Source organism: Nocardia sp. NPDC051052 (assembly GCF_044456045.1).
Lineage (GTDB): Bacteria > Actinomycetota > Actinomycetes > Mycobacteriales > Mycobacteriaceae > Nocardia.
Genome location: NZ_JBITFL010000003.1, coordinates 715,409 through 738,826, shown reverse-complemented (window position 1 = coordinate 738,826; position 23,418 = coordinate 715,409). Strand labels below are relative to the sequence as shown.

Here is a 23,418-nt window from a genome sequence, read left to right as displayed (position 1 = left end):
ACTACGCAGCGCCGGTGGGCACGGCGGAGCCGAGCGCTAGCGAGGTGGAGCTGTGAGCACTACTGCTGAGAAGCTTGCCGACCTGCGTAAAAGACTGGATCTCGCGCAGGAACCGGCGGGCGAAGCGGGAGTGGCGAAGCGGGCGAAGAAGGGCATCCCCAGTGCCCGCGACCGGATCAACATGCTGCTCGATCCAGGCACCTTCGTGGAAATCGGTGCGCTGGTGCGCAAGCCGGGTGACCCCACCGCGCTCTACGGCGACGGCGTGGTCACCGGGCACGGCCTCGTCGAAGGCCGACCGGTCGCGGTGTTCTCGCACGACCAGACCGTCTACGGCGGTTCGGTCGGCGAGATGTTCGGGCGCAAGGTCGCCGGGATCATGGAATACGCGGCGAAGGTCGGCTGCCCGGTGGTCGGCATCAACGACTCCGGCGGCGCGCGCGTGCAGGAGGCGGTGACCTCGCTGGCCTGGTACGCCGAGCTGGGTCGTCGGCAGGAGCCGCTGTCCGGTCTGGTGCCGCAGATCTCGATGATCCTCGGCAAGTGCGCGGGCGGTGCGGTGTATGCCCCGATCAACACCGACGTGGTGGTGGCGACCGAAGAGGCGTACATGTTCGTCACCGGCCCTAAGGTGATTCGCGAGGTCACCGGCGAGGACGTCAGCCTCGAGGAGCTCGGCGGCGCGCAGAGCCAGGCCGAGTACGGCAACATCCATCACGTCGCGCCGGACGAGAAGTCGGCGTTCGAGTGGGTGCGCGACTATCTGAGCTTCCTGCCGACCAGCTGCCAGGAGCTGCCGCCGATCGTGAATCCCGGCCTGGAACCGGAGCTCACCGACAGCGACCGGGAACTGAATTCCCTGGTGCCGGACTCGGATAACGCCGCCTACGACATGCACGACATCCTGCTGCGCATCTTCGACGACGGCGGCTTCCACGAGATCGGCGCTACCGCGGGACGCAACATCATCACCGGCTTCGCCCGCGTCGACGGTCGTCCCGTCGCTGTCGTGGCCAATCAGCCGATGGTCTACGCGGGCGCGCTGGACGCGCGGGCCTCGGACAAGGCGGCGCATTTCGTGCGCCTGAGCGACGCGTTCGAGATCCCGCTGGTCTTCGTTGTCGACACCCCGGGCTTCCTGCCCGGAGTGGAGCAGGAGAAGATCGGCGTGATCAAGCGCGGGGGCCGGTTCCTGTTCTCCTATGTGGAGGCGACGGTACCGAAAGTGACTGTCGTGATTCGCAAGTCGTACGGCGGCGGCTACGCGGTGATGGGCTCCAAGCAGCTCGGCGCAGACGTGAACCTGGCCTGGCCGACCGCGCGCATCGCGGTGATGGGTGCCGAGAGCGCGGTGAGCCTGATCGGCGGCAAGCAGATCGAGGCCGCGCCGGAGGAGCAGCGGGCGGCGGTGCGCCAGCAGATGATCGACTTCTACAACGCCACCATGGCGACGCCGTGGGTGGCCGCCGAGCGCGGCTACATCGACGCGGTCATCGAGCCCGCCAACACCCGGCTGGAATTGCGCAAAGCCTTGCAGCTGCTGCGGGACAAGTCGCTGGCGCGCAATCCGCGCAAGCACCACCTGCTGCCGCTGTAAAACCGGAATCGGGCCGCATCCCGTTGGGGCGCGGCCCGATTCACCCGAGTCGGGCTACCTCAGCCGAGGCTGGCGGATTCGATGATGACGTCGTCGGTCGGCACGTCCTGGTGCCCGCCGGTGGTGCCGGTGGCGACGGCGGCGATCTTGTCGACCACCTCGGTGCCCTCGATCACCTTGCCGAACACCGTGTAACCCCAGCCGGACGGGGTCGGCGCGGAGTGGTTCAGGAACGCGTTGTCGGAGACGTTGACGAAGAACTGCGCGGTCGCCGAGTGCGGGTCGTTGGTGCGCGCCATCGCCACCGTGTACTTGTCGTTCTTCAGGCCGTTATTGGCCTCGTTCTGGATCGGCGCCTGCACGCCCTTCTGGCGCAGGCCGCGCTCGAAGCCGCCGCCCTGAATCATGAAGCCGGGAATGACGCGGTGGAAGATGGTGCCGTTGTAGTGACCCGCGTTCACGTAATCCACGAAGTTCTGCACCGTGTTCGGCGCCTTCTGGTCGTCAAGTTCCAGGACGATCGGTCCGTAATTCGTCGTGAGATTCACCTTGGTCATACCCACACCTTGCCAGCCCGCCGTCGCGCGCGTTTTGCCGGTCTTGGGATGCGGCCCGACTACTGCTTGCGGCGCGCGGCGGGCAGTAGTGCGTCATGCTGGGCGTGTCCGGCGAGTCGCCGACCTACCTTTCCGATCAGCTGTGACATTTGTCCAGGTCGGAAGGCCTAAAGTTCATTTCGCATTTCAATTGATCTAGATACGGACAACTGATCTCTCAGCAACATGGGTAACTCGTCGGGGACGCCCAGAACGCGGCTCGGCAGTTATCCGCTGGACGCCTACAAAACTTACCGCGCACCTAAGTCTGGCCTAAAGACTCGGAGAGGCGGACGAGCGCTGAAGACGTGGGAGTGCCGGGGAGCTAGCATTGCCAATCGTGCCCGACGCCGCTACCGCTGTCCTGACGAAACCGCCCTCCGTGCCAGCGGCCTCGCCGGCCGATTTCCGGACCGCGCGAATAATCGCGCTGGTCGCCGGATTGCTCGGCGCGTTGTTCGCCTTGGCGACCCCGTTCCTACCGGTGACGCAGACCACCGCGCAGTTGAACTGGCCGCAGGGCGGGACGCTGGGCAATGTGCAGGCCCCCTTGATGTCTCAGGTCCCGATCGACCTGAGCGCGAGTATCCCGTGCAGCGCGGTCGCGCAGCTGCCGGAGCGTGGCGGCATGCTGTTGGCTACCGCGCCGCCGCAAGGCGACCGGGCCGCCTTGGAGGCGTTGTTCATTCGGGTCTCGGACACCTCGGTGGACGTGGTCGACCGCAACGCGGTGGTGGTGTCGGCCCAGCGCTCGGACATGGACCGGTGCTCGGAGCTGGTGCTCACCTCTGACAACCAGAGCACGCACGCGGAGTTCAAGGGACTCACCCGGATGGTCGACGATCCGAAGGCACCGGCGGGCAGCGGGCAACAGCTGGAGGTGCCGGTCGAAGGCACCATGAACAGCGACTTGCGCCCGCAGGTGGTCGGCGTCTTCTCCGAGCTGAAGGGCGCGGCGCCGGCCGGGCTTTCGTTCAACATGACGGTCGATACCCGGTTCTCCAGCAGCCCGACCGCGGTCAAGCTGATCGCGATGATCGCGGCGGTGCTGTGCACCCTGGTCGCGCTCGCGGCGCTGGCCCGGCTCGACGGCAGTGACGGGCGCGGGCACCGCCGGTTCCTGCCGTCGAACTGGCTGAAGCCGACCTGGGCCGACGGCGCGGTCATCGGCACGCTGCTGGTGTGGCATTTCGTCGGCGCCAACACCTCCGACGACGGCTACATCCTGAGCATGGTGCGGGTCGCGCCGCACGCGGGTTACATGGCCAACTACTTCCGCTGGTACGGCGTGCCGGAGGCGCCGTTCGGCTGGTACTACTACGTCATCCAGCTCTTCGCGGAGTTCTCCACCGCGAGTGCGTGGGTCCGGGTGCCCGCGCTGCTGTGCGCCATCCTCTGCTGGATGGTGATCAGCCGCGAGGTGGTGCCCCGGCTGGGGCGCGGCGTGCGCAACAGCAAGGTCGCGCTGTGGACCGGCGGCCTGGTGTTCCTCGCGTTCTGGCTGCCGTTCGACAACGGCCTGCGCTCGGAGCCGATCGTCGCGCTCGGCGCGCTGCTCACCTGGGTGTCCATCGAGCGGGCCATCGCGACCGGGCGGCTGTTGCCCGCTGGTGTCGCGGTCTTGGTCGCGGCGTTCACGCTTGCCGCCGCGCCGACCGGATTGATGTGTGTGGCGGCGTTGCTCGCCGGTATCCGTCCGCTGGTGCGGATCGTGGTGCGCAGGCGACGGCAGTTCGGCTCCGAGGGGGCGAAGTGGTGGTCGACGCTGCCGTTGCTCGCACCGATCGCCGCGGCCGGGTTGCTGGTGCTGATCGCGGTGTACACCGATCAGACGTTCGCGGGCATCCAGGAGGCCAACCGGGTGCGTCAGGTGACCGGGCCGAACCTCGCCTGGTACGAGGACTACCTGCGTTACTACTACCTGTTCGTGGAGACGGTCGACGGCTCGCTGGCCCGTCGGTTCGCGTTCCTGGTGATGCTGCTGTGCCTGTTCACCACCATGCTGGTGTTGTTGCGGCGCAGGCAGGTTCCCGGCATCGCGAGCGGGCCGACCTGGCGGTTGATGGGCGTCGTCTTCGGGACCATCTTCTTCATGATGTTCAACCCGACCAAGTGGACGCACCACTTCGGCGCGTACGCGGGCATCGCCGGTTCGCTGGCCGCGGTGACCGCGGTCGCCGTCTCGGCATCGGCCTTGCGGGCGCGCAAGAATCGCGCGATCTTCCTGGCGGGCTTGTTGTTCGTGCTCGCGCTCTCGTTCTCCGGCATCAACGGCTACTGGTATGTGTCCAGCTTCGGCGTGCCGTGGTTCGACAAGCGGATCTCGCTGCACGGCTACCAGTCCAATACCCTGATGCTCGGCTTGTTCGGTCTCGCACTGGCTTTGGTCGCCTGGCACTCGTTGCGCGAGGGCTACGCCAAACCGGAGGCCTCGGCGAAGTCGGCGCGCGGCAAGCGGATTCGCAAGTTCGCCGCGATACCGCTGACCATCGTCGCCGCGCTCATGGTGTTGCTCGAGGTGCTCTCGCTGGTCAAGGGTGCCGTCGCGCAGTATCCGGCGTACTCGATCGCCCGGTCGAACCTCGACGCGATCGGCGGCAGCAGCTGCGGCCTCGCCAATGACGTGCTGGTGGAACCGAATCCGAACGGCGGCGCCTTGCAGCCGGTCGCCGATTCGGCCCATCCGCTCACCGACCCGAACGACCCGCTGGCCGGCACCGATCCGGTCGGCTTCGATCCGAACGGTGTGCCCAACGACCTGTCCGCCGACAGCGTCGAGGTGAAGCCGGGCACCGGCAACACCTCCACTCAGTCGGTTGGCGCCGCGTTCGCCGAGGGGCAGAGTGCGGGCACCGGCGGTGGCCAGGGTGCGCGCGGCGTCAACGGCAGCACCGTGGCGCTGCCGTTCGGGCTCGATCCGGCGACCACGCCGATCCTCGGCAGCTACCAGAGCGGGGTGCAGCAGCCCGCGCACCTCACGTCGAGCTGGTACCAGCTCGCGCCGCGGTCCGAGGACAAGCCGCTCGTGGTGATCTCCGCGGCCGGTCGCATCCTCTCGGTCGACGACACCGGCGACACCAAGTACGGCCAGTCGCTCACCGTCGACTACGGCAGGCACCTGCCGGACGGCACCGTCGAGAAGCTCGGCACCTACCTGCCGCGCGACATCGGCCCGTTCCCGTCCTGGCGCAACCTGCGCGTTCCGCTCGCCGAGATCGCGCCCGACGCCGACGTGGTGCGCGTCGTCGCCAACGACCCGATCCTGATCGGCGACCAGTGGCTGGCGTTCACCCCGCCGCGGATGCCGAAGTTGCAGTCGCTCAACACCTTCATCGGTTCCGATCAGCCGGTCCTCGAGGACTGGGCGGTCGGCCTGCAGTTCCCCTGCCAGCGCCCGCTGTACCACAAGAACGGCGTCGCGGAGGTCCCCGGCTACCGCATCCTGCCCGACCGCCCGCTGGCCATCAGCTCCACCAACACCTGGCAGGCGGAGGAATTCGGTGGCCTCCTCGGCTTCGCCCAAATGCTGGCCAAGTCGGTAACCGTCCCGACCTACCTCAAGGACAACTGGGCCCGCGACTGGGGCTCCCTGGAGCGCTACGACCAATACGACCGCAGCGCCACCCCAGCCCAACTGGAGACCGGCACCACCACCCGCTCCGGCTTCTGGTCCCCAGGCCAACTCCGGGTGTTCTAAGTTCTGTGCTCGAAGCGGCGGTTGATGACTCATCGGCCGCCGCTTTGCTGTCGACCTGGAAAGATATCGTTCGGCGGCCGGTAGGCTCACGGCATGACGAGCGGCGCTCCCAGCGACTGGTACCGGTGGATCCCGGAGCAGATCACCGCGCGGGACTATGAGCTGCTGCCAGAAGACTTCTGCCGCACGATCGAAGTCGTCGATGGCCACATCGTGAAATGCGAGAGCCCGTCGCGCCTGCACAATCGGGTGGCGCGACGCATGGCCACGCATATGGAGGCCGGGCGTAAGCCGGAGCCGTGCCTCATGGTCGATACCGATGTCGATGTCCGAATAAGCGACGTCCCGTTGAGTCTGCGCAGGCCCGATGTGATCGTGTATCGCTGCCTCGACGATGACGCGAAGCTCTACGCGGGCGACACGGTACTCGCTGTCGAGGTCGTGTCACCCGACAGTTCCTTCCACACCGACACCGTGGAGAAGAAGGCGGCTTACGCTGCCGCGGGTATACCCGTGTACCTCATAGTGTTTCTGACCGAAGCGGCCGACGGCATCGAGTTGATCGAGGAGTATCGCCTGTCTGAAGGGCGCTATCACCTCGTTTGCTTGCACACCCGTCGCCTGACCTTGGACTCGCCCATCGCTATCGACGTCGCCTTCGGTGAGCTGACGTCAGGATAAGGCGCGGCGCATCAAGAACCATCGGCTTGGCTGAGCAGCTCGCGTCTGAGCACCTCTTGGGACGTGGTAGCGAAATCGGCTGGGCCTTCGACTATTCCGGTGAAGGACAGACCGGCAAACTCGGACAGCTCCACATCATCGAAGGCGGTCGCCATCGGTTTCAAGCCTCTCTTCTCGAACGTTGACCGGTTGAGACTGTGGCCCGGTTCGGTCAGTTCGTAGTCGCCGCCGCCCTGGAGTAGGCGTGCGGCGCCGATCAAGCGGTGCAGGCGGGTCGCCGGGGGGTTGCTCAGACCTTTGTCATACGCAGCCCGAGTTCGCGGCGGAGGACCTCCTGGGAGGGGAGGCGGTCTAGTACGCGCAGGATTGCGGGGCGCAGTTCGCGTTGTTCATCTGCGGTGAGCAGACCGACGAGGTCACGCAGATCCATCTGGTCGAAAGCCGACGTCATAGTTCACAGGTTACGGATTTCTGTGGGTTTCGTCCTGCGATCGCGCGGCGTTTTTGCCGTCCAACCGGTCTGTTTACAACATCTTTGCGGCCCCGCAACACCGAACCGGCTGGTCCGGTGTCGCGGAACGGCAACTACGGCTAGCGAACCCGGATCGGATCGTCCTTGGCCAAACCACTCCGGCTTTGCACCGTGACGCCGATCTCAGCCGGTGTCGCGTTCGGGTCATAGGGGGTGAACTTCTCCAGGGATCCCCAGTCGCGCGACCAGTCGTGCCCGAGATAGCTGGGCATGGTTTCCGACTTCAACAGCAGCCCGGTCCAGCCGAGCGGCCCGCCGCCGATGTCGTCCTGCCAGGCATTGGACGCGTCGGAGCCGACCCGGTCGGGCAGGATGCGCCACTCGGGCACCTCGGCGACCCCGTCGTGGTGGTCGAACGGGCGCTGACACGGGAAGGCGAGCCCGACGTGCCAGTCGAGCAGCACCGGATTCCGCGATCCGACAACGGAATTCAGCGTGGCCAGCTTGGGCAGCCGGGGCGGGGTGACGGCGAGCCACTGCTTCTGGGTGATGTCGTTGTCCACCGCGACCAGCCGCACCGCGTTCGCCTCGACCGGCAGCTGGTCCAGCGGCACCCGCAGGTTGCGCCAGGACGGCGCGGGCCCGATGTCGATCGGGTCGACCGAACCGAGCTTGCGCACCGAGCCGTCCGCCGCGCGCACGCCGTATTCGAGGTGCAGTTCCTGGCCGTAGGTGACGACACCGTCGGCGTCCACGTGCCGGATCCGGCCCGCCGCGGTGATGGCGAGCACCTGGTAGGCGGGGTCATGGCGCATGCTGTCGGACAGGTCGAGGTGATACCACTGGGAGGTCAGCGAGGCCTGCTGCTGCTCGTCCTCCTGGTAGCTGCCCATGATCGGCGTGGTCGCCGGGTCGAGCCCGAACGGCAGCGCGACCGTGCTGCCGTTGATGCCGGTCTGCGCGGTGGTGCCGCCGCCGGTGCCCGCGCCGGTGGTCTTGGTGGTCTTGTTCTTGGCGTCGGAATTCACCGAGTTGGCCCCGCCGGACACGGTCTCATCCGCGTCGGCGGTGAGGTCGCTCGCGACCCCGTTGGGCGTGAATCCCTTTGACTCCGCGGCCAATCCGTCGGCGGGCGCACCGGAGTAGGGCAGCAGTACCGACTTGGCGGTGTCCGTCTCCACCAGCACCTCGTTCGCCAACGCGCACGAATCTCCCTTCAGCGACTGAAGATTCGACTTGGCAACCGAGTACGCGGGGTACTGCGCGACCGCCGCCTTGGCCAGCGAAGCCACCTCGAACAGCACGAGCAGCGCCGCGGCGATGGTCAGCGGCGCGCTCGCGAACCGATCGAAACGTTTCGGCGTCGTGCGCGCCCGGCGATACGGCTCCCGATAGTGCAGCCACACCGCGACCACCAGCGCGACCCCGCTGAGCCCGAGGAACAGCGTGGAGAAGCCCTTGCCCGCGAACAGCGGCGCCTTGTCCCACCACGGCACGCCGTAGCTGGACACATACCACCAGCCGTTCGATCCGGTGAACGTCACGGCGAGCAGGAAAAGCACCGCCGCCGCGAACAACGCCCGGTTACGCGGCGAGCGAATGCCCTCGCTGCCCACCGCGACCGCGGCCAGCGCGGCCAGCGAGCCTGCCAATCCGGCGTACACGCCGAAGTGGTGCGTCCACTTGGTCGGCGTGAACATCATCAGTACCAGCGACGCGAACACGATGCCGAGAATCCGCACCGACGGCCCGCGCGAGGTGCCGGGGATGCGGCCCTTGCGCAGCACCTGCAGCACGCAGACCAGCAGGCACAGCAGCATGACCAGCACACCGAACCGCCGGGCCAGCGACCCGTCCGGCGAGAGCATCAGCAGCGAATCCCACCGCGTGCGTTCATCGAACCAGGCCACGTTCGGCCCGACGATGGTGCGCACCCGGGTGGCTTCCAGCACGGTGGACAGGGTCTGATCGGCGAAAACCACCACCAGCACCAGGGTCCCGGCGGAGAGGCCGGGTGCGAGCAGCGCCAAGTAGCGGAAGAGTGTTGTCGCCCGAGAAGGTCGGGTGTCGTGTGCACCGGGCTTCGTCGCCGGACCACTTGTCTCGTTGTCGGATGCGTCGAGTCCCATGGAGCCCGAGGGACTTTCGGCCACTCCGCCACCTACCGCGGGAACAACCCCGCGCGCCCGTTTGATGATGATCTGCAGCACCGGCCGCGATCCCGCGATCAACGCCGCGATACAGATGAGCCCGGTCGGACCAGCCGCCAGCGAGAACCCCGCGATCAACACCGCGATCGCGGCGGGCAACAGCCGTCCGGTGGCGATGGCGCGTTCGATCGAGCACCAGGTGAGCAGCGCGCCCGCCGCGATCAGCGGCTCCGGTCGCAGCCCGTTGTCGTAGGGCAGCCAGAAGGCGAGGAACACCAGCCCTGCGGTCCACAGCGCGACCTTGTTCCGGCGCACCCGGGCACCCAGGCGCGGCAACACTTCCCGGCTGATCACCAACCAGCACGTCACGCCCGCGAGCACGGCGGGCAGCCGCATCCACGGGCTGGCGTCGGAGATCCTGGTCATCCACGCGAGCACCTCGTACGACCAGCCGAACGGCGCCTCGGGCACCCCGAACCACCGGTAGTAGTTGGCCATGTATCCGGCGTGCCCGGAGGCCCGCGCCATGTTCAGGATGTAGCCGTCGTCGGAAGTGTTGGCGCCGATGAAGTGCCACAGCCCGAGCGTGCCGAGCACCACCGCGTCGGTCACCGTGAACCGCCACCAGCGCGCGGGCAGGAACCGGCGCGCCCGCCGCCGATCGCTGGTGTCCAGCAGGTGCATGGCGAGCAGCGCGATGATGGTGCAGGCCACGGCCGCGATGATCGCGGCAAGTTTCAGCACCGACGGCGACGAGGAGAAACGCGAGTCGATGTCGGCGTGCAATCGAGCGCCGTCCAGCCGTCCGGCGGCCAGATCGGTGAACACGCCGACCAGTTGCGGCCGGATGTCCCGAGTCACGGTGTTACGGAACGGCGTCCCGTCCTGCCGCGTCGCACCGGTGATCTCGGTGCTCGTGGCGGCGGCCGTCGAATCGATGGTGAGCGCGGTGCAGCCCGCCGCGGTGATCTCGGCGACCGGCGCGGACAGCAGCGGCACATCGCGCAGCACCACCGACAGCGTGCCGTCGGCGACCGACACCACCAGCCCGGTAGTCGCCGCCTGCCCCGACGAGACGGGCACGGTGGACACCACCGTGCCCGATCCCACCTCCTGTATCAGCGAGCACGGCAGCGTCGCGTTCAGCCGCAGCGGCTGATACGACACCAGCGGTGCCTCGACGCTGCTGACGCCGGCCTGTGGCCAGTCCAGCGCGGCCCGGTCCTGCCGCACCGGCAACAGCGGTGTCAGCAGCGCCAGCACGAATCCGAGGAGCCCGGAGACGAGGGCGATCAGGCGGTAACGGGTGAACGCTCGAGTTGATCGGTCCGGTCGCACGGGGGTTGATGGTAGCCACCCGACGACAAGCCGCCGATGATCACCACCTATCGCATCGCGGCCACGTCCCAAATCCACACGTCATGGACCCGGGTGGGCCCGAAGCCGAGCAGTTGCGTCACCGTGGTGCGCAGCGTGTCGACATTCCTGGTCGCGGGCAGCACCAGCACGTCGGCTCGCCAGAAATTCAGGTCGGCGCGGATCTGTTCGCGCGCCTCGTCGGTGATCGGCGGCACGGTGCCGGTGTCCTGCGCCTGGACCAGCAGCGCGGTGGTCGGCCGGAACTCGGGGCCGTAGATGCCCTTCTTCTGCGTGCTGGTCGGGCCGACGAAATAGCCGCCGGCCAGCGGGAAGTCGAAGTTCGCGTCGGCCTGCCAGCGCAGCGCGCCCGCGTCCATCGGCCGGGACGGCGGCACCATCACCACGGACCCGTTGTTGACGTAATCGCGCACGGTTCCGTCCGCGAAAAAGGCGGGCGTCGGCGGGCGCTGCACCACCGGAAGGACGGTCGGTATCAGCGGCAGCAACGCGAAAAGCAGTGCGCCGAACCAGGCCAGCGGCCGCCAGTCGACCGGCGACTCCCGCCACCAGCCGATGGCCCGCTGGGTCGCCAGGGCGAGCACCGCCGCGATGGCCGGGATCGCCGCCATGGTGAGCCGGGTTTCCAGCACCGTGCTCAGCAACGGGACGTGTTCGGCCCAGCGCCACGGCAACGCGATGCCGGTGTCCCGCTTGCCGAACATGGCGACCGCGCCGAGCGACAGCACCCCGAACACCGCGATCACCACGGTCGCGGCCCGGACCACCCGTTCCCGCCACAGCAGCGCGACGGTGACGGCGAGCACCAGCAGCAGCGGCCAGCCGAAGTAGGCGTTCTGCTCGGTGTCGTTGATCGCCACATACTGCCCCGGCAAGAAGATCCCGCCGAGCGACTCGGAGGGGAACTGGGTGATCGCCTTCAGATCGTTGCCCATCGGACCGTGATCGATCGATCGGTAACTCTGCGGCCCGAAGAACTGCCACCACAGCGGTATCACGGTGCACAGCAAGGCGATTGCCCCGGCCAGCAGGATCGCCGGGGTGATCCCGCGCAGTACGCGCAAACCCTGGCGCGGGGTGTGCAAGTAGTACACAACCGTGAATAGGCCGAACGACAGCGCGAAGATCAGCAGCGGCTCCTCGCCGAGCGCGATCTGCAGTGCGACAAGGAATCCCAGCAGGGCGGCGTCGCGGATGCGCCAGCGCCGCCGCTCACCGGCCCCGGCCCCGGCGCGCCGCGCCATCCGGATCAGCAGCCCGGCCATGATCGGAAGCAGCAGCAGCACAACGAAGTTCGGGTGCGCGTTGGCATGGGAGATCATCGCGGGCGCGAAACCGCAGAACAGCCCGCCGATTCCGGCCGCGATCCTGGACTCGACCAGCTCTCGGGAGAATAGCCAGTACCAGGCCAGCGCGGTGGTGGCCAGTCCGAGCGTCAGGACGAGCACGAACGTCACGGTCGGCCCGAACAGCAGGGTGATCGGCGTCAGCGGCACCCCGACCCCGAACATGGCCGTGTTGGCCATCATGTTCACCCCGGCCGGGAAGTTCTGCAGCGTCGTGCCGAGCGGGTTCTCCAGATGCGCCACCGAATGCGCGGTGACCGCGAAGAACCATTCCCACATGGTCTGGTCCTGACCACTCTTGATCAGGTATCCGCTCTGCGTATTGCGCCACTGCCCGGATAGGACGACGACGGCCAACACCAGATACCCGAAAGCGGGGACCAGATCGACCGGGTTGACTCGGATGCGGGGAAGTCTGCGCTTGCGAACCGGGGTCGAGGTCCCGGTGGTGAGCACTTCGGTCGCGGTCGATTCTCTTTCCGCGATCCCTACCGCCGACCCGTCCTGCTCGCCCAGATCGACCTGTTGTGCCCGTACCACCTGCGAACTTCTCCTATAACTAGCTTCAACTCAGCCGCCCACGCTAGCCGAAGACACTGTGTTGTGCCTGGCAACGGGAGTTGCGGCCCACGCGAAAACAGGGCAGCGGCGCAGGTCGGACGCGCTTCTGCGCTGTTCTATTCGATCTTGCTATCGGCGGAGGGTGACCAAGGTGAAGGGGCCGATATCGGTGGTGGTGAAGCGCGGATCGGCGAACAGCTCCTTGGCGAAGGCGACGGTGTAGCGCTGCACGTTGGGATCGTTCGGGTAGACGTCCCTGGCGAGACGCAACGTGTAGGTGTCGCCGCTGTTGCGGAACAGGAAGGCGTCCGGAGCCCGCCACGGGCAGGCCGCCAGCGCGTCGAGCAGCGCGCCGGAGGACTTCAGCTTGCTCCAGCTCTCGATGGTCGCGGCCCGGCCGGGGAAGTCGGCGAGCATGTTCGCGTAGTGCGAGGTGAGCGCCTGGAAGCCGTAGTACGGGTAGAAGGACAGGAAGCTGGTGTCGGCGGTGAGCAGCACCGTGTCCGAGCGGGGGCGTCCGGTCTGGGCGAGGAGGGCCTTGTCGATCTCGCGGTAGTGCCCCACGGCCGAGGGCGGGCGGTTGTCCGCGCGTTCGCCGTTGCCGTCGGTGTCGGTGTAGGCGGTGGTGATTTCCGGCGCGAGGATGTGCGGGATGTTCTGGGTGAACGCGAGCGCGCCGACGATCGCGACCGCCACCGTGGCGAGCCGGAAGCCGCTCGGCTCGTTCACCACCTGATAGATCGCCCTGGCGCCCTCGACGAAGCCGAACGCGCCTGCCGCGGCGAGCAGCGCGAGCAGCACCGACTCCAGCCGGAACGACAGCAGCGTGGTGCCCGCCGCGGTCACCGCCATGGACAGCAGCGACCACAGGTAGACGGCGAGCACGCCGATGCCGAGTGCCTGCGCGCGTCGCGACGACGCGGCCCGCAATACCAGCCAGAGCAGGCCGACGAGGCAGAGCGCGCCGCGCAACGAGAATTCGGCCATCGGCAACGGCAGTTCGGAGCCGGACTCGGGCAGATAGTGGAACGCGGAGCCCGAGGTCGCGACCTTGCCGCTCAGCGTCTTCAGCAGATATGGCAGCCACACGATCAGCGCGATCACCGCGGCGATCGCCGCGATCACTACTAGCCGCACCAGCGGGGCCACGGCCGCCCGCCACGGTCGGACGGTGTCGTCGTCGGGGCGGGTGCGTCGAGGATGCGCGGCGGCGTACTGTTCGCGCACCGCGAGCCCGGCCGCGACGAGACCCATCAGCCCGACGGCGAACGCCGCGAAGCCCGCGTACAACGTGTAGAACGTGGCGGACATGCCCAGGAACAAGCCGGTGCCGAGCACCGCACCCCAACCGCCGAGGGTGTGCCCTCGATCGCCCGGCCGATGCAGCGCACCCCAGGCGAGCACCAGCGCAGGCGGCAGCAAGATCACGATCACCGCGCTGTACGCCTCCGGCGACGCGTACGCGACCGCGAGCGCGGTCACCGCCGCCGTCACCGCGATGGCCCAGTCCGCGCGAATCAGCTTGGACCACAGCACGAGTGAGATCACCGCCGCCACCGCGATCGACCCGATCGCGTACGGCTTGAACACCGCCCACCCGTCCATGCCGAGCACGTTGGCCACGCGTCCGCCGATCCAGAACCACCCGGCCGGATAGAACGGCGGCAGATCCGCGTAGGTCATGTCGTGCAGCGCGGCGGAATCGGTGAGCCGGGTGAGGTACTCGGTCCGGAACTCCTGATCCACCGAGACGCCGAGCAGATACAGCTTGGTCGCCCCCAACGGCATCCCGAGGGTGAACGTGACGAACGTCGAAATGCCGACCCAGGACAGCACTTTCGCCACCCACGGCCGCGTGAACCACTTACCAGGACGCAGCCGAGTCAGCGCGATCGCCGCGACCACGAAGATCGCGGCGACCACCTGCCCGACCGTCGTCAACGCCCGAGTCACATTAGAGGAGTTGAACGCGGGCCAGTGCACCAGCGAGAACGCGACGAGCCCGACCGCGGTCACGACGATCGCGACCAGCGTCGCCAGCACAGCCTCGCCGACACCGGCCCCGATGTGCTTTGCCAGCAGAGACCCTCGTCCGCGCACCGGAGCGGGGGCTTCGCCCTGCGCAACGACGGTGGCCGTCATCGACCCGCTCCGCCGGCCTGGACGTGCGGCGGGCACGCCGTGCTGCGACGTTCTCGGATTACTCGCATGGCATCTCCGGGTTCATTCGAGTTGCGCGGACGATCGGCGATCATGCTGCCAGGTCCGGCTTCGGATGTGACAGCGCGTGCCGTCGTGGCGAAACGAAAAAAGCCGCACCTCCCGACTCACGCAACAGGTGTGAGGTCGGATCGAGGTGCGGCTCAGAGCGAGCTCAGATAGGGAGCTTGCGGAAGATCGGGCGCGGGATGTGGCGCAGGATCATCATCACGTAGCGGAAGGCGCCCGGCGCCCAGACGAGCTCCTTGCCCTTCTGTGCGGCCGAAACCGCGAGCACCGCAATGTCTTCCTTGTCGACCGTCATCGGCGCCTCTTTGACGTGCGCGGAGAACTTGGTCCGCACCATGCCCGGCCGGATCACCAGCACGCGCGGCCCGTGCGGGCGCAGCGCCTCGCCGAGTCCGAGGAAGAACCCGTCCAGGCCCGCCTTGGTCGATCCGTAGACGAAGTTCGAGCGGCGGACCCGCTCGCCGGCGACCGAGGACATGGCGATGATCCGCCCGAAGCCCTGCGCCTTCATCTTCTCGCCGACCAGCACGCCGACGGAAACCGATGCGGTGTAGTTGATTCCGGCGACCTGCACGGCCTTGCGCTGGTTCTGCCACAGCTCTTCGGGATCGCCGTCCAGCGCGAACGCGACGATGGCGATATCGATGTCGCCGCCGTCCCAGGCCGCGTCGATCACCTTCGGGTGGCTGTCGGTATCGAGCGCGTCGAAGTCGACGAGATCGACCTGGCTCGCGCCGGCCGCCGTCATCTCGGCGACCGCGTCTTCGCGTAGCGGATCGTTCGGCAGTGCGGCGAGGACGACGCGCGCGGGACCCTTCTTCAGGTATTCCGCGCAGATCGCCAGACCGATCTCGGAGGTCCCGCCCAGCAGCAGAATGGCCTGCGGGTTACCTACGGCATTGATCACTGCAGCTCCAGCCTTCTCGCCATGTCGGACATGAAAACGCCTGTGGGATCGACAGTTCGGCGGATCTTGATCCACTCGTCGATCCGCGGGTACATCTGGTGGAACGTCGCCGCGGTGGTCCGCGAGTCCTTCGCGGTGTACAGCCGCCCGCCGAACTCGACCACCCGCCGGTCCAGCTCGCTGACCAGCTCGTTGAGCCCCGGCTTGATCGGGAAGTCGACGCAGATGTTCCAGCCCGGCATCGGGAAGCTCAGCGGCGCCGGATTGCTCGCGCCGAACAGCTTGAACACGTTGAGCGCCGAGTAGTGCCCCGACCCCTGGATGTCGATGATGATCTTCTTGAACTCCTCGACCGCCTCGGTCGGCACCACGAACTGGTACTGCAGGAATCCGTTGGAACCGTAGCCACGGTTCCACTCGGCGATCATGTCCAGCGGGTGATAGAACTGCGTCAGGTTCTGCACCTTGCCGGTGTAGTTGCCGCCCATCGCGTAGTACGCCTCCCCGATGGACCGCAGCGTCAGCTTGTTCATGGTCCAGTTCGGGAAGATGTCCGGCACCGTCATCAGTTGCGGCGCATCGAATTTCAGCGGCTTCGCGCGCAGCCGCTTGGGCAGCTCGTCGACCTTGGCCAGGCGGCCGCGGGTGATGGTGGCCCGGCCGAGCTTCGGCGCCGGGCTGATCACGTCGAACCACGCGCTGGAATAGGTGTAGTTGGCCTCGCTGCCGTCGCTGTGCGCCGCGATGGTCTCGTCGAGCGTCGTGGTCTTCACGCCGTCGTTGAGGAAGTACGCCGACTCGGTCGGCGTCATCTCGATGGTCGCGCGCAGGATGATGCCGGTGAGCCCGTTGCCGCCGACGGTCGCCCAGAACAGCTTGGCGTTGCGCTTCGGGGTGAGGTGCTGCACCTGGCCATCGGCGGTCAGCAGATCGATCGAGCGCACGTGGTTGCCGAAGCTGCCCTCGCTGTGATGATTCTTACCGTGGATGTCGGAGGCGATGGCGCCGCCGATCGTCACCTGACGGGTGCCGGGCAGCACCGGGACCCACAGCCCGAACGGCAGTGCCGCCTTCATGAGCTGGTCCAGGCTGACGCCGCCGTCGACGTCGACGATCCGCGTATCGCGGTCGATCCGATGGATGTTGTTGAGCGCCGTCATATCGATGACCAGGCCGCCCGCGTTCTGCGCGTGGTCGCCGTAGGACCGGCCGAGCCCGCGCGCGATCACGCCGCGGCGCAGATGCGGGGGCTTGGCGTCGTTGTCCTCGGCGACCATGGCGACGGCCTTGGCGATCAGTTCGGGGTCGCCGGTCGAGAGCACTTCGGATGAGGTTGGTGCGGTGCGACCCCACCCGGTCAACGTGCGGGTGTGCGTCGGCAATGCGAACGCAGTCCCGGCGTCGGCCCCATCGTTTGTGACGGTGGTGCCGCTCTCGTTACCGGTCGTCGTGGTGGCGGTCGGAGCTTTCGTGGACATCGGCATAGAGGCTACAGGTATGGCCGGACATCGGCGTCGATGTCTCTTACTCCGGAGTAGTGATCTACATATCGGTTTAGCGACCGCTACGCTCGTCGCGTGCATGCCGAACCCCACCTGCCGCTCCCGGCCGAGCTGCCGCTGGTCGACGAGCCGGGCGGTACCGACGTCGACCTGAAGACCCAGATCGTCCGGTTCACCCTGACCGGCGGGCTATCGGCGGTGGTCGACTTCGGCCTGTACAGCCTGCTGTTCAACCTGATCGGGCTGCCGCGCGAGGTCGCCAAGTCGCTCAGCTTCATCGTCGGCACCACGACGGCCTACCTGATCAATCGCCGCTGGACGTTCCAGGCGCCGCCGAGCCGGGCCCGGTTCGTTGCCGTGGTGATCCTCTACGCGGTCACCTTCGCCGTCCAGGTCGGTATCAACGCGGTGCTCTACGACGCACTGCCCGACGCGGCCTGGCGTCAGCTGCTTGCCTTCGTCGTCGCGCAGGGCACCGCGACGGTCATCAACTTCGTCGTGCAACGCCTGGTGATCTTCAAGATCCACTGAAGCGGCGGGCCGGGTCAGCGGGTGACCAGTGCCCCGGCCCGGTCGCCGCTCTCCGCCTTGGCGCCGAAGTAGTCGCCGCCCTTGGCGCGGACGTTGTCGGTGCCCCAGTCGCGTCGTTCGCGGTCCGCGGGCACCAGGTGCGGAATGTGCTTGCGGCAGTGGATGTATGCCTCTTCGATGTCGACGACCACCCAGCGTTCGGCGGTACGGCCCTTGAGGTTCTCGGGCAGGCCGGGTGTCGCGCCGCGCAGGGTGGCGTCGGGGATGATCCTGGCTGAGCCGTTGATGTGCAGGCCGATCAGATCGCGGACGAAATCGAGGAGCAGGATGCCGACGTGCGGGTTCTCCAGGATGTTGCCCAGGCTGGCCAGCACGCCGTTGCCCCGGTATTCGGGGTACGCAATAGTGCGTTCGTCGATGACGTGCAGAAAGCCGGGCTCGCCCGCCCGGAAGCTCGAATCGCATTCGCCGTGCTTGTCCGAGGTGGCGATGAAGGCCATCTCCATCCGGCCGATGAATTCGATCATCGTGGGATTCAGCTCTTCGAGTACCTGGTCGTTATAGAAGCGAGCGGCTCTCTCCTGGGTGCCGTACCGATCCTGTAGCTCGTGCTCACCGTCGCTGCCGCACTGTATACCGGGCATCTTCGCCACCCTCTGGTTGCCGGAATCCGGATCCTTCGAGGGTCGTCGTTGAGCCCGCGACTAAACCGAAATCCTGTCCATTTTAGTCCGTTCGGCCTGGCAAAAACTGTGAAATCAACGTTGAGAATGCACCGAATGCGTTGTTAGCGCAAGGGTTTCCGGCGTTCGGCTAGATGCCGACCGGCCGGGATGGTTTACCCCGGCCCGCTGGATCAGAGCGGCCCGGCGTCACGCCGGGTTCAGCGTCACCGGGACGCCGTTGAAGATCGCGTTGCCCGACGGCACATCGACCACCGAATCATCGGTCAGCACATTGGCGTTGACGCCCGCGTGCGCTCGGGCGACCGTCTGCGTGCTGTCGGTGTGTCCCCACCCGTGCGGCAGGCTCACCACTCCGGGCATGATCGTCTCCGTCGGCTCCAGGGGCACCGTCAGCGTGCCCGCGGCGGACTTCACCACCGCGTGCTCGCCCAGCCCGAGCCGGGCCACGTCGGCCGGATTGATGTGCAGGGTACAGCGATTCGACCCGCTCACCAGCTGTCCGATGTTGTGCATCCAGCTGTTGTTCGACCGCAACTGGCGTCGTCCGATCAGCACCACGTCCGGCGCGATATCGGCCAGCCGGGCCCGCATCCTCGCCACGTCGTCGAGCAGCGGCTGCGGGGCCAGCTCCACCCGCTTCGACGCGGTCCGCAGCGCGCCGGGTAGCTTCGGCCGCAATGGTCCGAGGTCGATGCCGTGCGGATTATCCAGCAGCACTTGCAGATTCAGCGTGCCGCCGTTCCACTCGCCGTACGGGCCGAGGCGAAGCATCATGTCGAGGCGTTGCTCGGTGGTGTCTACCCCGGCCAATTCGGCACGGCGGTCGGCCATTCCGGCCTTCTGCAGGGTGCCTGCCATGATCAGTTCGTCCACGCCGGTGATCGGGTCGACGCCGTCCACGCCCGCGTGCGGCATGCCGGAGACCGCCGCGGCCAGGCGGACCAGCACCGCCGATTCCGAGGGACGATCACCCAGCGGGACCAGGGGGCGGGAGTAGCGCGCGTAGTTGTGCACCGCGAACTGCAGCAGGGCGAAGTCGTAGTGCGGCGACTGCACCGGCCGCGGCGGCGGCAGGAGCACGTCGGCGTGCCTGGTGGTTTCGTTGAGATAGCGGTCGACGCTGACCATGAAGTCGAGTTGCGCGAAGGCGGCGTCCAGCCGGGCGCCGCTCGGCGCGGACAGCACCGGGTTGCCCGCGACCGTCACCACCGCGCGGATCTGCCCCTCGCCAGGGGTGAGGATCTCGTCGGCCAGGGTCGCGACCGGCAGTTCGCCCATCGCCTCGGGCAATTCGCGGACCCGGCTGGTCCAGCGGCCGAGCCGGAACGGCCTGCTGCGCGCGATTCCGCCCGCCGCCGCGGTGGCGAACATCGCGCCGCCGGGGGAGTCGAGATTGCCGGTCAGCGCGTTGATCGCGTCGACGAGCCACTGCGTGATGGTGCCGAATTCCGCTGTGCAGGTACCGATCCTGGCGTACACCGCCGCGGTCGGCGCGGCGGCGATTTCGCGCGCGAGGCGAATCACCGTCGCCGCGGGCACGCCGGTGCGTACCGCTACCGAGTCCGGGCTGAATGCCGCTGCGGCCGTGCGTAGTTCATCGAGCCCGGCGACGTCGACCGCGATATCGGTGAGCTCCTCGGCGAACAGCGTGTGCACGATCCCGAACAGCAGATACGCGTCGCTACCCGGCCGGATGAACAGATGCTCGTCGGCCAGCTTGGCGGTGCGGGTGACCCGAGGGTCGACCACCACGAACCGGCCACCCCTGCGCTGCAAGGCCTTCAACCGGCCGGGGAAGTCCGGTGCGGTGCACAGCGATCCGTTGGATTCGAGCGGGTTCGCGCCGAGCATCAGCAGATAGTCGGTGCGATCGAGGTCCGGCACCGGCACCGTCAGCGGATCGCCGAACATCAGCCCGCTGGCCACCTGCTTGGGCATCTGATCGGCGGTGCTGGCCGAGAAGATGTTCTTCGTGCTCAACGCGCGCAGTAGCACCGGCACATACAGCGCGCCCGCCACGGTGTGTGCGTTCGGGTTGCCCAAATATGCCGCCGCCGATTGTTTTCCGTGCTCGGCGACAACCCTCGGAAAACGTTCCGCGATGAGATCGAATGCCTCATTCCATGAGGCGGCCCGCCAGGTATCGGTCGCCCGATCCCGAATCATCGGCTCGGTCACCCGATCCGGGTCTTCGTCCAGGCTGCCGAAGCTCGCCCCCTTGGGGCAGAGGAAGCCCTTGCTGAAAGGATCCGCTTTGTCGCCGCGGACCGAGGTCACGTGGTCGTCGGGATCAACCGTGATTTCGAGTCCGCACACGGCCTCGCAAAGCGGGCAGGTGCGCAACAAGTTGCGCGACGCTAGTCCGTCGCCCAGCGTGTTCAGGTCGGATTTCCCTGCCTGCGGGGCTGAGCCCGTACCCGGTGAGTTACCCATGTGCTCAAAGTCCTCGCCTCGGGAGTGCCTGATTTCACAGCGTAATCGAGGCAGGCGTCGACTCTGCGGTATCAATCGGATCCGCAACGACAAACGACCGATACCGGTGCGATTCGGGTATCGGTCGTGGTGGCCGGGGGTCAGCCCGGCCGTCGTGCCTTAGTTCAGCAGGCGACGCTGGTGAGCGCGGAGCGCTTGCCTGCGGTCGCGGCCCGGACGGCGGCGCTGATCGCGACGACCGGCGGAACCCAGCGGGCTTCGGCGGGTGCGACGCTCCAGCAGGCCGAGCCGGCCGAGAGCTGGGTGGGCGGCAGCGGGACGCCCGCGCCGTCGGTGTAGACAACGGCACCCGCGGCGGTGAGCGCCTCGAGCGCCATGGCGGCCTTGCGGACGCCGGTGACCAAGTGGATCTCGCGACGCTCGGCGCCGGGCAGCTCGATGACGGGGCCGGACAGGTTGTTCGCCCGCAGGAAGCGGCGAACCTCGCCGGCCAGCTCGCCGCTGACCTCGATGGCGGAAAGGTCGTCATCGGTGATCAGGCAGAGACCGTTGGCCGTTTCTGCGACCGTCCATCCGCGCTGGGTGTAGTCCTGCGCAGCGGCGGTCATTGCGGCCGCCGAGACGGAAGTCGGAAACGTGGTGCGCACTGTTCTCTCCATTCCCCGGTAGATCTGGGTCCTGCATCTTCATGGGGCGTATCGGTGCTCGTGGTGCGCAGCGTTACGCGATCTTCAAAACTTCTTTAGGACTGTTGGCTACGTCTCTTTCAGCCCCGCTTGAAAGCTAATTGCTATGACGTTGCTCGAACTGGTCAAGACTTGTTGTCCCGCCGCTACTTTCGGCCGCTGACCTGTTCTTTCGCTGTGCCGTTCCTGCGAGGCTGCTGTGGATGGTGGGACTTGTGTGGTTTGCATGACGTTCCGGCTGGCTCGGAAGTGGGATTACGGGGAGGATTTCGATCATGAGTGATGAGTCCAACGGCACCGGCAAGGGAAGTGAGCTGCCGGACCCGGAGGAGTACGAAGCCGAATCGCGGTGGATCACTTGGAAGGAATCGGCGGCGCGCCGATTCTCCCGCGGCACCGCGGTCGCGGACGAGCAGCCGCCGGAGCCGTTCGAGAGCCCGCGCGCCTTCGGGCAGTGGAGCGTCGAGGCGGCGCGCGGTCTGCTCGATGTGCAGTTCCGCCGCACCGCGACGCGCACGCTGCTGCCGCTGGTCTATCTGCTCGGGCTGGTGTTCGCCTGCGCGGTGCCGATCGCGCTGACGGTGTTCATGTGGCGGGTCTCGGCGGTGCTCGGGGTGGTCGCGGCGCTGATCGGGGTGCCGCTCGGGCTGACCATCGCGGCCGCGGTGCGGCTCATGCTGGAATTCCTGGCGAACGCGTCCCGCCTGGCGACCAGGATGGAGCACATCAGCGAGCTGGCCGACGATCTGTTCCAGGCGCTGTCCGATGTCGCCGAGCCGGTCAACCAGCTCTCCGAAGACGTTCGCGCGGTGCAGTTCTGGCGCTTCCGCAAGGGTGGGTCGCGCAGGTAGCGGCGCCAAACCGGGCGCACCAAACATATTTGGCGTTGTGAGGCCATCGGCCTAGCTGGGTCACCGATCGTGACCTATGTCCGATTTGCTGTGAAACAATGCTGTTCGGATGCCGGGATATCGAATCGGGCATCTGCTAGGGATGGTCGCAAGGGCGAACTCGTGTGGGTTCGGGAGTGCGACCGGCGCACGGCAACGAGGGGGAAAACCTATGGCTTTACCGCAGGGGACGACTGGATCGACCATGCCCCGGCGCCAACTCGGGCGCCATCTGCGTGACCTGCGCAATCGGGCGCGAATGACCACCAGGACGGCAGCACAGCAGCTGGAATGGTCGGAAGCCAAGATCTGGCGGATCGAGACGGGCCAAACCTCGTTGCGCAGCCTCGATGTCGAGGCGATGTGCAAGGTCTACGGCGCGCCGTCCGACCTCGTCGGGCCGCTCACCGCCCTGGCGCGGGAGACCAAGGCGCGTGGGTGGTGGACCGCGTACGGCGACGTGATCGCCGAGGGCTTCGAGGTCTACATCGGCCTGGAGGAGGCCGCCGCCCGGCTGTCGACCTACGAGAACGAGGTGGTGCCAGGTCTGTTGCAGACCGAGGCCTACACCCGCGCGATGCTGGTCGCCGCCCGCCCCGAGATGTCCGCGAGCGAGATCGATCGCCGGGTGCAGCTGCGGATGGCGCGGCAGGCGTTGGTCACCCGGATCGACGCGCCGCTGCACCTGGACGCGGTGATCAGCGAGGCGGTGCTGTGGCGGCGGATCGGCGGTGCCGAGGTGGCCGCCGGGCAGCTGGCACACCTGCGGCGCATGTGCGACCTGCCCAACGTCCGAATCCGGGTGGTGCCACCGGATTCCGGTTACCACGAGGGCATGGACTCGGGCCGATTCGTGATGCTGGAGTTCCCCGAGTTGCGGGTCGGCGAGCAGGCCGAGCCGCCGGTGGTCTACGTCGAGGCCTTCACCGGGCCGGTCTACCTGGACAAGGAAATCGAAATAGACCGGTACCGAAGGGCTTTCACGAGCCTGGGGTCGGTAGCGGTGGACGCGCGCGACAGCATCGAAAAGGCGCGCGCCAACTGCGACGTGTGAGCCGGTGGTGGCTGAGCGCCCTT

At 67.3% G+C, this 23,418-nt stretch carries 17 protein-coding genes; 6 read left to right on the top strand and 11 right to left on the bottom strand.

The features are described 5' to 3' along the window. Positions 1–52 precede the first annotated feature (52 nt). Positions 53–1,597 (top strand): acyl-CoA carboxylase subunit beta, encoded by a 1,545-nt coding sequence (locus ACIBCN_RS13735; RefSeq protein WP_396991818.1) that lies wholly within the window; start codon positions 53–55, stop codon positions 1,595–1,597. Positions 1,598–1,656: 59 nt separating this feature from the next. On the opposite strand, the gene ACIBCN_RS13730 is transcribed toward ACIBCN_RS13735, so the two are convergent. Then, positions 1,657–2,154, bottom strand: coding sequence for a peptidylprolyl isomerase (locus ACIBCN_RS13730; protein ID WP_396991817.1), 498 nt, complete (start codon positions 2,152–2,154; stop codon positions 1,657–1,659). 379 nt (positions 2,155–2,533) lie between these two features. Between ACIBCN_RS13730 and ACIBCN_RS13725 the strand changes: the two genes are divergently transcribed. Together ACIBCN_RS13725 and ACIBCN_RS13720 are read left to right on the top strand one after the other, a co-directional pair. Beyond that, entirely contained in the window at positions 2,534–5,890 is a 3,357-nt protein-coding gene (locus tag ACIBCN_RS13725) for an arabinosyltransferase domain-containing protein (RefSeq protein WP_396991816.1), read from the top strand. A gap of 93 nt (positions 5,891–5,983) precedes the next feature. Continuing rightward, positions 5,984–6,571, top strand: a complete 588-nt coding sequence (locus tag ACIBCN_RS13720; RefSeq protein WP_396991815.1) for a Uma2 family endonuclease — start codon at positions 5,984–5,986, stop codon at positions 6,569–6,571. An 11-nt stretch (positions 6,572–6,582) separates the two neighbouring features. Here ACIBCN_RS13720 and ACIBCN_RS13715 read toward each other — a convergent pair whose 3' ends face one another. The 7 genes from ACIBCN_RS13715 to ACIBCN_RS13685 form a co-directional block, all read right to left on the bottom strand. Further along, positions 6,583–6,831, bottom strand: a complete 249-nt coding sequence (locus tag ACIBCN_RS13715; RefSeq protein WP_396991814.1) for a hypothetical protein — start codon at positions 6,829–6,831, stop codon at positions 6,583–6,585. A gap of 29 nt (positions 6,832–6,860) precedes the next feature. Further along, positions 6,861–7,022 (bottom strand): hypothetical protein, encoded by a 162-nt coding sequence (locus ACIBCN_RS13710; protein WP_396991813.1) that lies wholly within the window; start codon positions 7,020–7,022, stop codon positions 6,861–6,863. A 140-nt stretch (positions 7,023–7,162) separates the two neighbouring features. Beyond that, positions 7,163–10,531 carry an arabinosyltransferase domain-containing protein gene (locus ACIBCN_RS13705; RefSeq protein WP_396991812.1) on the bottom strand — a complete coding sequence of 1,123 codons (3,369 nt, stop codon included), beginning with the start codon at positions 10,529–10,531 and terminating at the stop codon, positions 7,163–7,165. 47 nt (positions 10,532–10,578) lie between these two features. Next, positions 10,579–12,456: a glycosyl transferase gene (locus ACIBCN_RS13700; protein WP_396991811.1), complete on the bottom strand. Its 1,878-nt coding sequence runs from the start codon at positions 12,454–12,456 to the stop codon at positions 10,579–10,581. A 150-nt stretch (positions 12,457–12,606) separates the two neighbouring features. Further along, positions 12,607–14,619, bottom strand: a complete 2,013-nt coding sequence (locus ACIBCN_RS13695; RefSeq protein ID WP_396991810.1) for a galactan 5-O-arabinofuranosyltransferase — start codon at positions 14,617–14,619, stop codon at positions 12,607–12,609. 232 nt (positions 14,620–14,851) lie between these two features. After that, positions 14,852–15,613 carry a decaprenylphospho-beta-D-erythro-pentofuranosid-2-ulose 2-reductase gene (locus tag ACIBCN_RS13690; protein ID WP_396991809.1) on the bottom strand — a complete coding sequence of 254 codons (762 nt, stop codon included), beginning with the start codon at positions 15,611–15,613 and terminating at the stop codon, positions 14,852–14,854. Continuing rightward, the gene (locus tag ACIBCN_RS13685; protein ID WP_396991808.1) at positions 15,610–17,097 is read right to left on the bottom strand and encodes an FAD-binding protein; all 1,488 of its coding nucleotides are present in this window, start codon (positions 17,095–17,097) and stop codon (positions 15,610–15,612) included. The genes ACIBCN_RS13690 and ACIBCN_RS13685 overlap by 4 nt, the downstream gene beginning before the upstream one ends. 93 nt (positions 17,098–17,190) lie before the next feature. Here ACIBCN_RS13685 and ACIBCN_RS13680 point away from each other — a divergent pair, with 93 nt between their 5' ends. Continuing rightward, positions 17,191–17,646: a GtrA family protein gene (locus ACIBCN_RS13680; RefSeq protein WP_396991807.1), complete on the top strand. Its 456-nt coding sequence runs from the start codon at positions 17,191–17,193 to the stop codon at positions 17,644–17,646. Positions 17,647–17,660: 14 nt separating this feature from the next. Here the strand turns inward: ACIBCN_RS13680 and ACIBCN_RS13675 are convergent, their stop codons facing one another. From ACIBCN_RS13675 to ACIBCN_RS13665, 3 genes are all read right to left on the bottom strand, one after another. Beyond that, complete coding sequence (locus tag ACIBCN_RS13675) at positions 17,661–18,290, bottom strand: pyridoxamine 5'-phosphate oxidase family protein (protein WP_396991806.1); 630 nt, start codon at positions 18,288–18,290, stop codon at positions 17,661–17,663. Between the two features lie 228 nt (positions 18,291–18,518). Continuing rightward, complete coding sequence (locus ACIBCN_RS13670) at positions 18,519–20,765, bottom strand: molybdopterin-dependent oxidoreductase (RefSeq protein ID WP_396991805.1); 2,247 nt, start codon at positions 20,763–20,765, stop codon at positions 18,519–18,521. A gap of 164 nt (positions 20,766–20,929) precedes the next feature. Next, positions 20,930–21,412 carry a hypothetical protein gene (locus tag ACIBCN_RS13665; protein ID WP_396991804.1) on the bottom strand — a complete coding sequence of 161 codons (483 nt, stop codon included), beginning with the start codon at positions 21,410–21,412 and terminating at the stop codon, positions 20,930–20,932. Positions 21,413–21,726: 314 nt separating this feature from the next. On the opposite strand from ACIBCN_RS13665, the gene ACIBCN_RS13660 reads away from it, so the two are divergent. Then, a complete protein-coding gene (locus ACIBCN_RS13660; RefSeq protein WP_396991803.1) occupies positions 21,727–22,302 on the top strand; it encodes a DUF4282 domain-containing protein in 576 nt (191 codons plus the stop codon). 211 nt (positions 22,303–22,513) lie between these two features. Next, on the top strand, positions 22,514–23,395 hold the full coding sequence (locus ACIBCN_RS13655; protein WP_396991802.1) for a helix-turn-helix domain-containing protein: 882 nt from the start codon (positions 22,514–22,516) through the stop codon (positions 23,393–23,395). Positions 23,396–23,418 lie beyond the last annotated feature (23 nt).

Excerpts from the sequence above, each read along its gene's own strand:
- ACIBCN_RS13675 (WP_396991806.1), bottom strand. The coding sequence starts at position 18,290 with ATGCCCGGTATACAGTGCGGCAGCGACGGTGAGCACGAGCTACAGGAT.
- ACIBCN_RS13660 (WP_396991803.1), top strand. The coding sequence starts at position 21,727 with ATGAGTGATGAGTCCAACGGCACCGGCAAGGGAAGTGAGCTGCCGGAC.
- ACIBCN_RS13670 (WP_396991805.1), bottom strand. The coding sequence starts at position 20,765 with ATGGGTAACTCACCGGGTACGGGCTCAGCCCCGCAGGCAGGGAAATCC.
- ACIBCN_RS13710 (WP_396991813.1), bottom strand. The coding sequence starts at position 7,022 with ATGACGTCGGCTTTCGACCAGATGGATCTGCGTGACCTCGTCGGTCTG.
- ACIBCN_RS13655 (WP_396991802.1), top strand. The coding sequence starts at position 22,514 with ATGGCTTTACCGCAGGGGACGACTGGATCGACCATGCCCCGGCGCCAA.
- ACIBCN_RS13720 (WP_396991815.1), top strand. The coding sequence starts at position 5,984 with ATGACGAGCGGCGCTCCCAGCGACTGGTACCGGTGGATCCCGGAGCAG.
- ACIBCN_RS13685 (WP_396991808.1), bottom strand. The coding sequence starts at position 17,097 with ATGCCGATGTCCACGAAAGCTCCGACCGCCACCACGACGACCGGTAAC.
- ACIBCN_RS13730 (WP_396991817.1), bottom strand. The coding sequence starts at position 2,154 with ATGACCAAGGTGAATCTCACGACGAATTACGGACCGATCGTCCTGGAA.
- ACIBCN_RS13695 (WP_396991810.1), bottom strand. The coding sequence starts at position 14,619 with ATGACGGCCACCGTCGTTGCGCAGGGCGAAGCCCCCGCTCCGGTGCGC.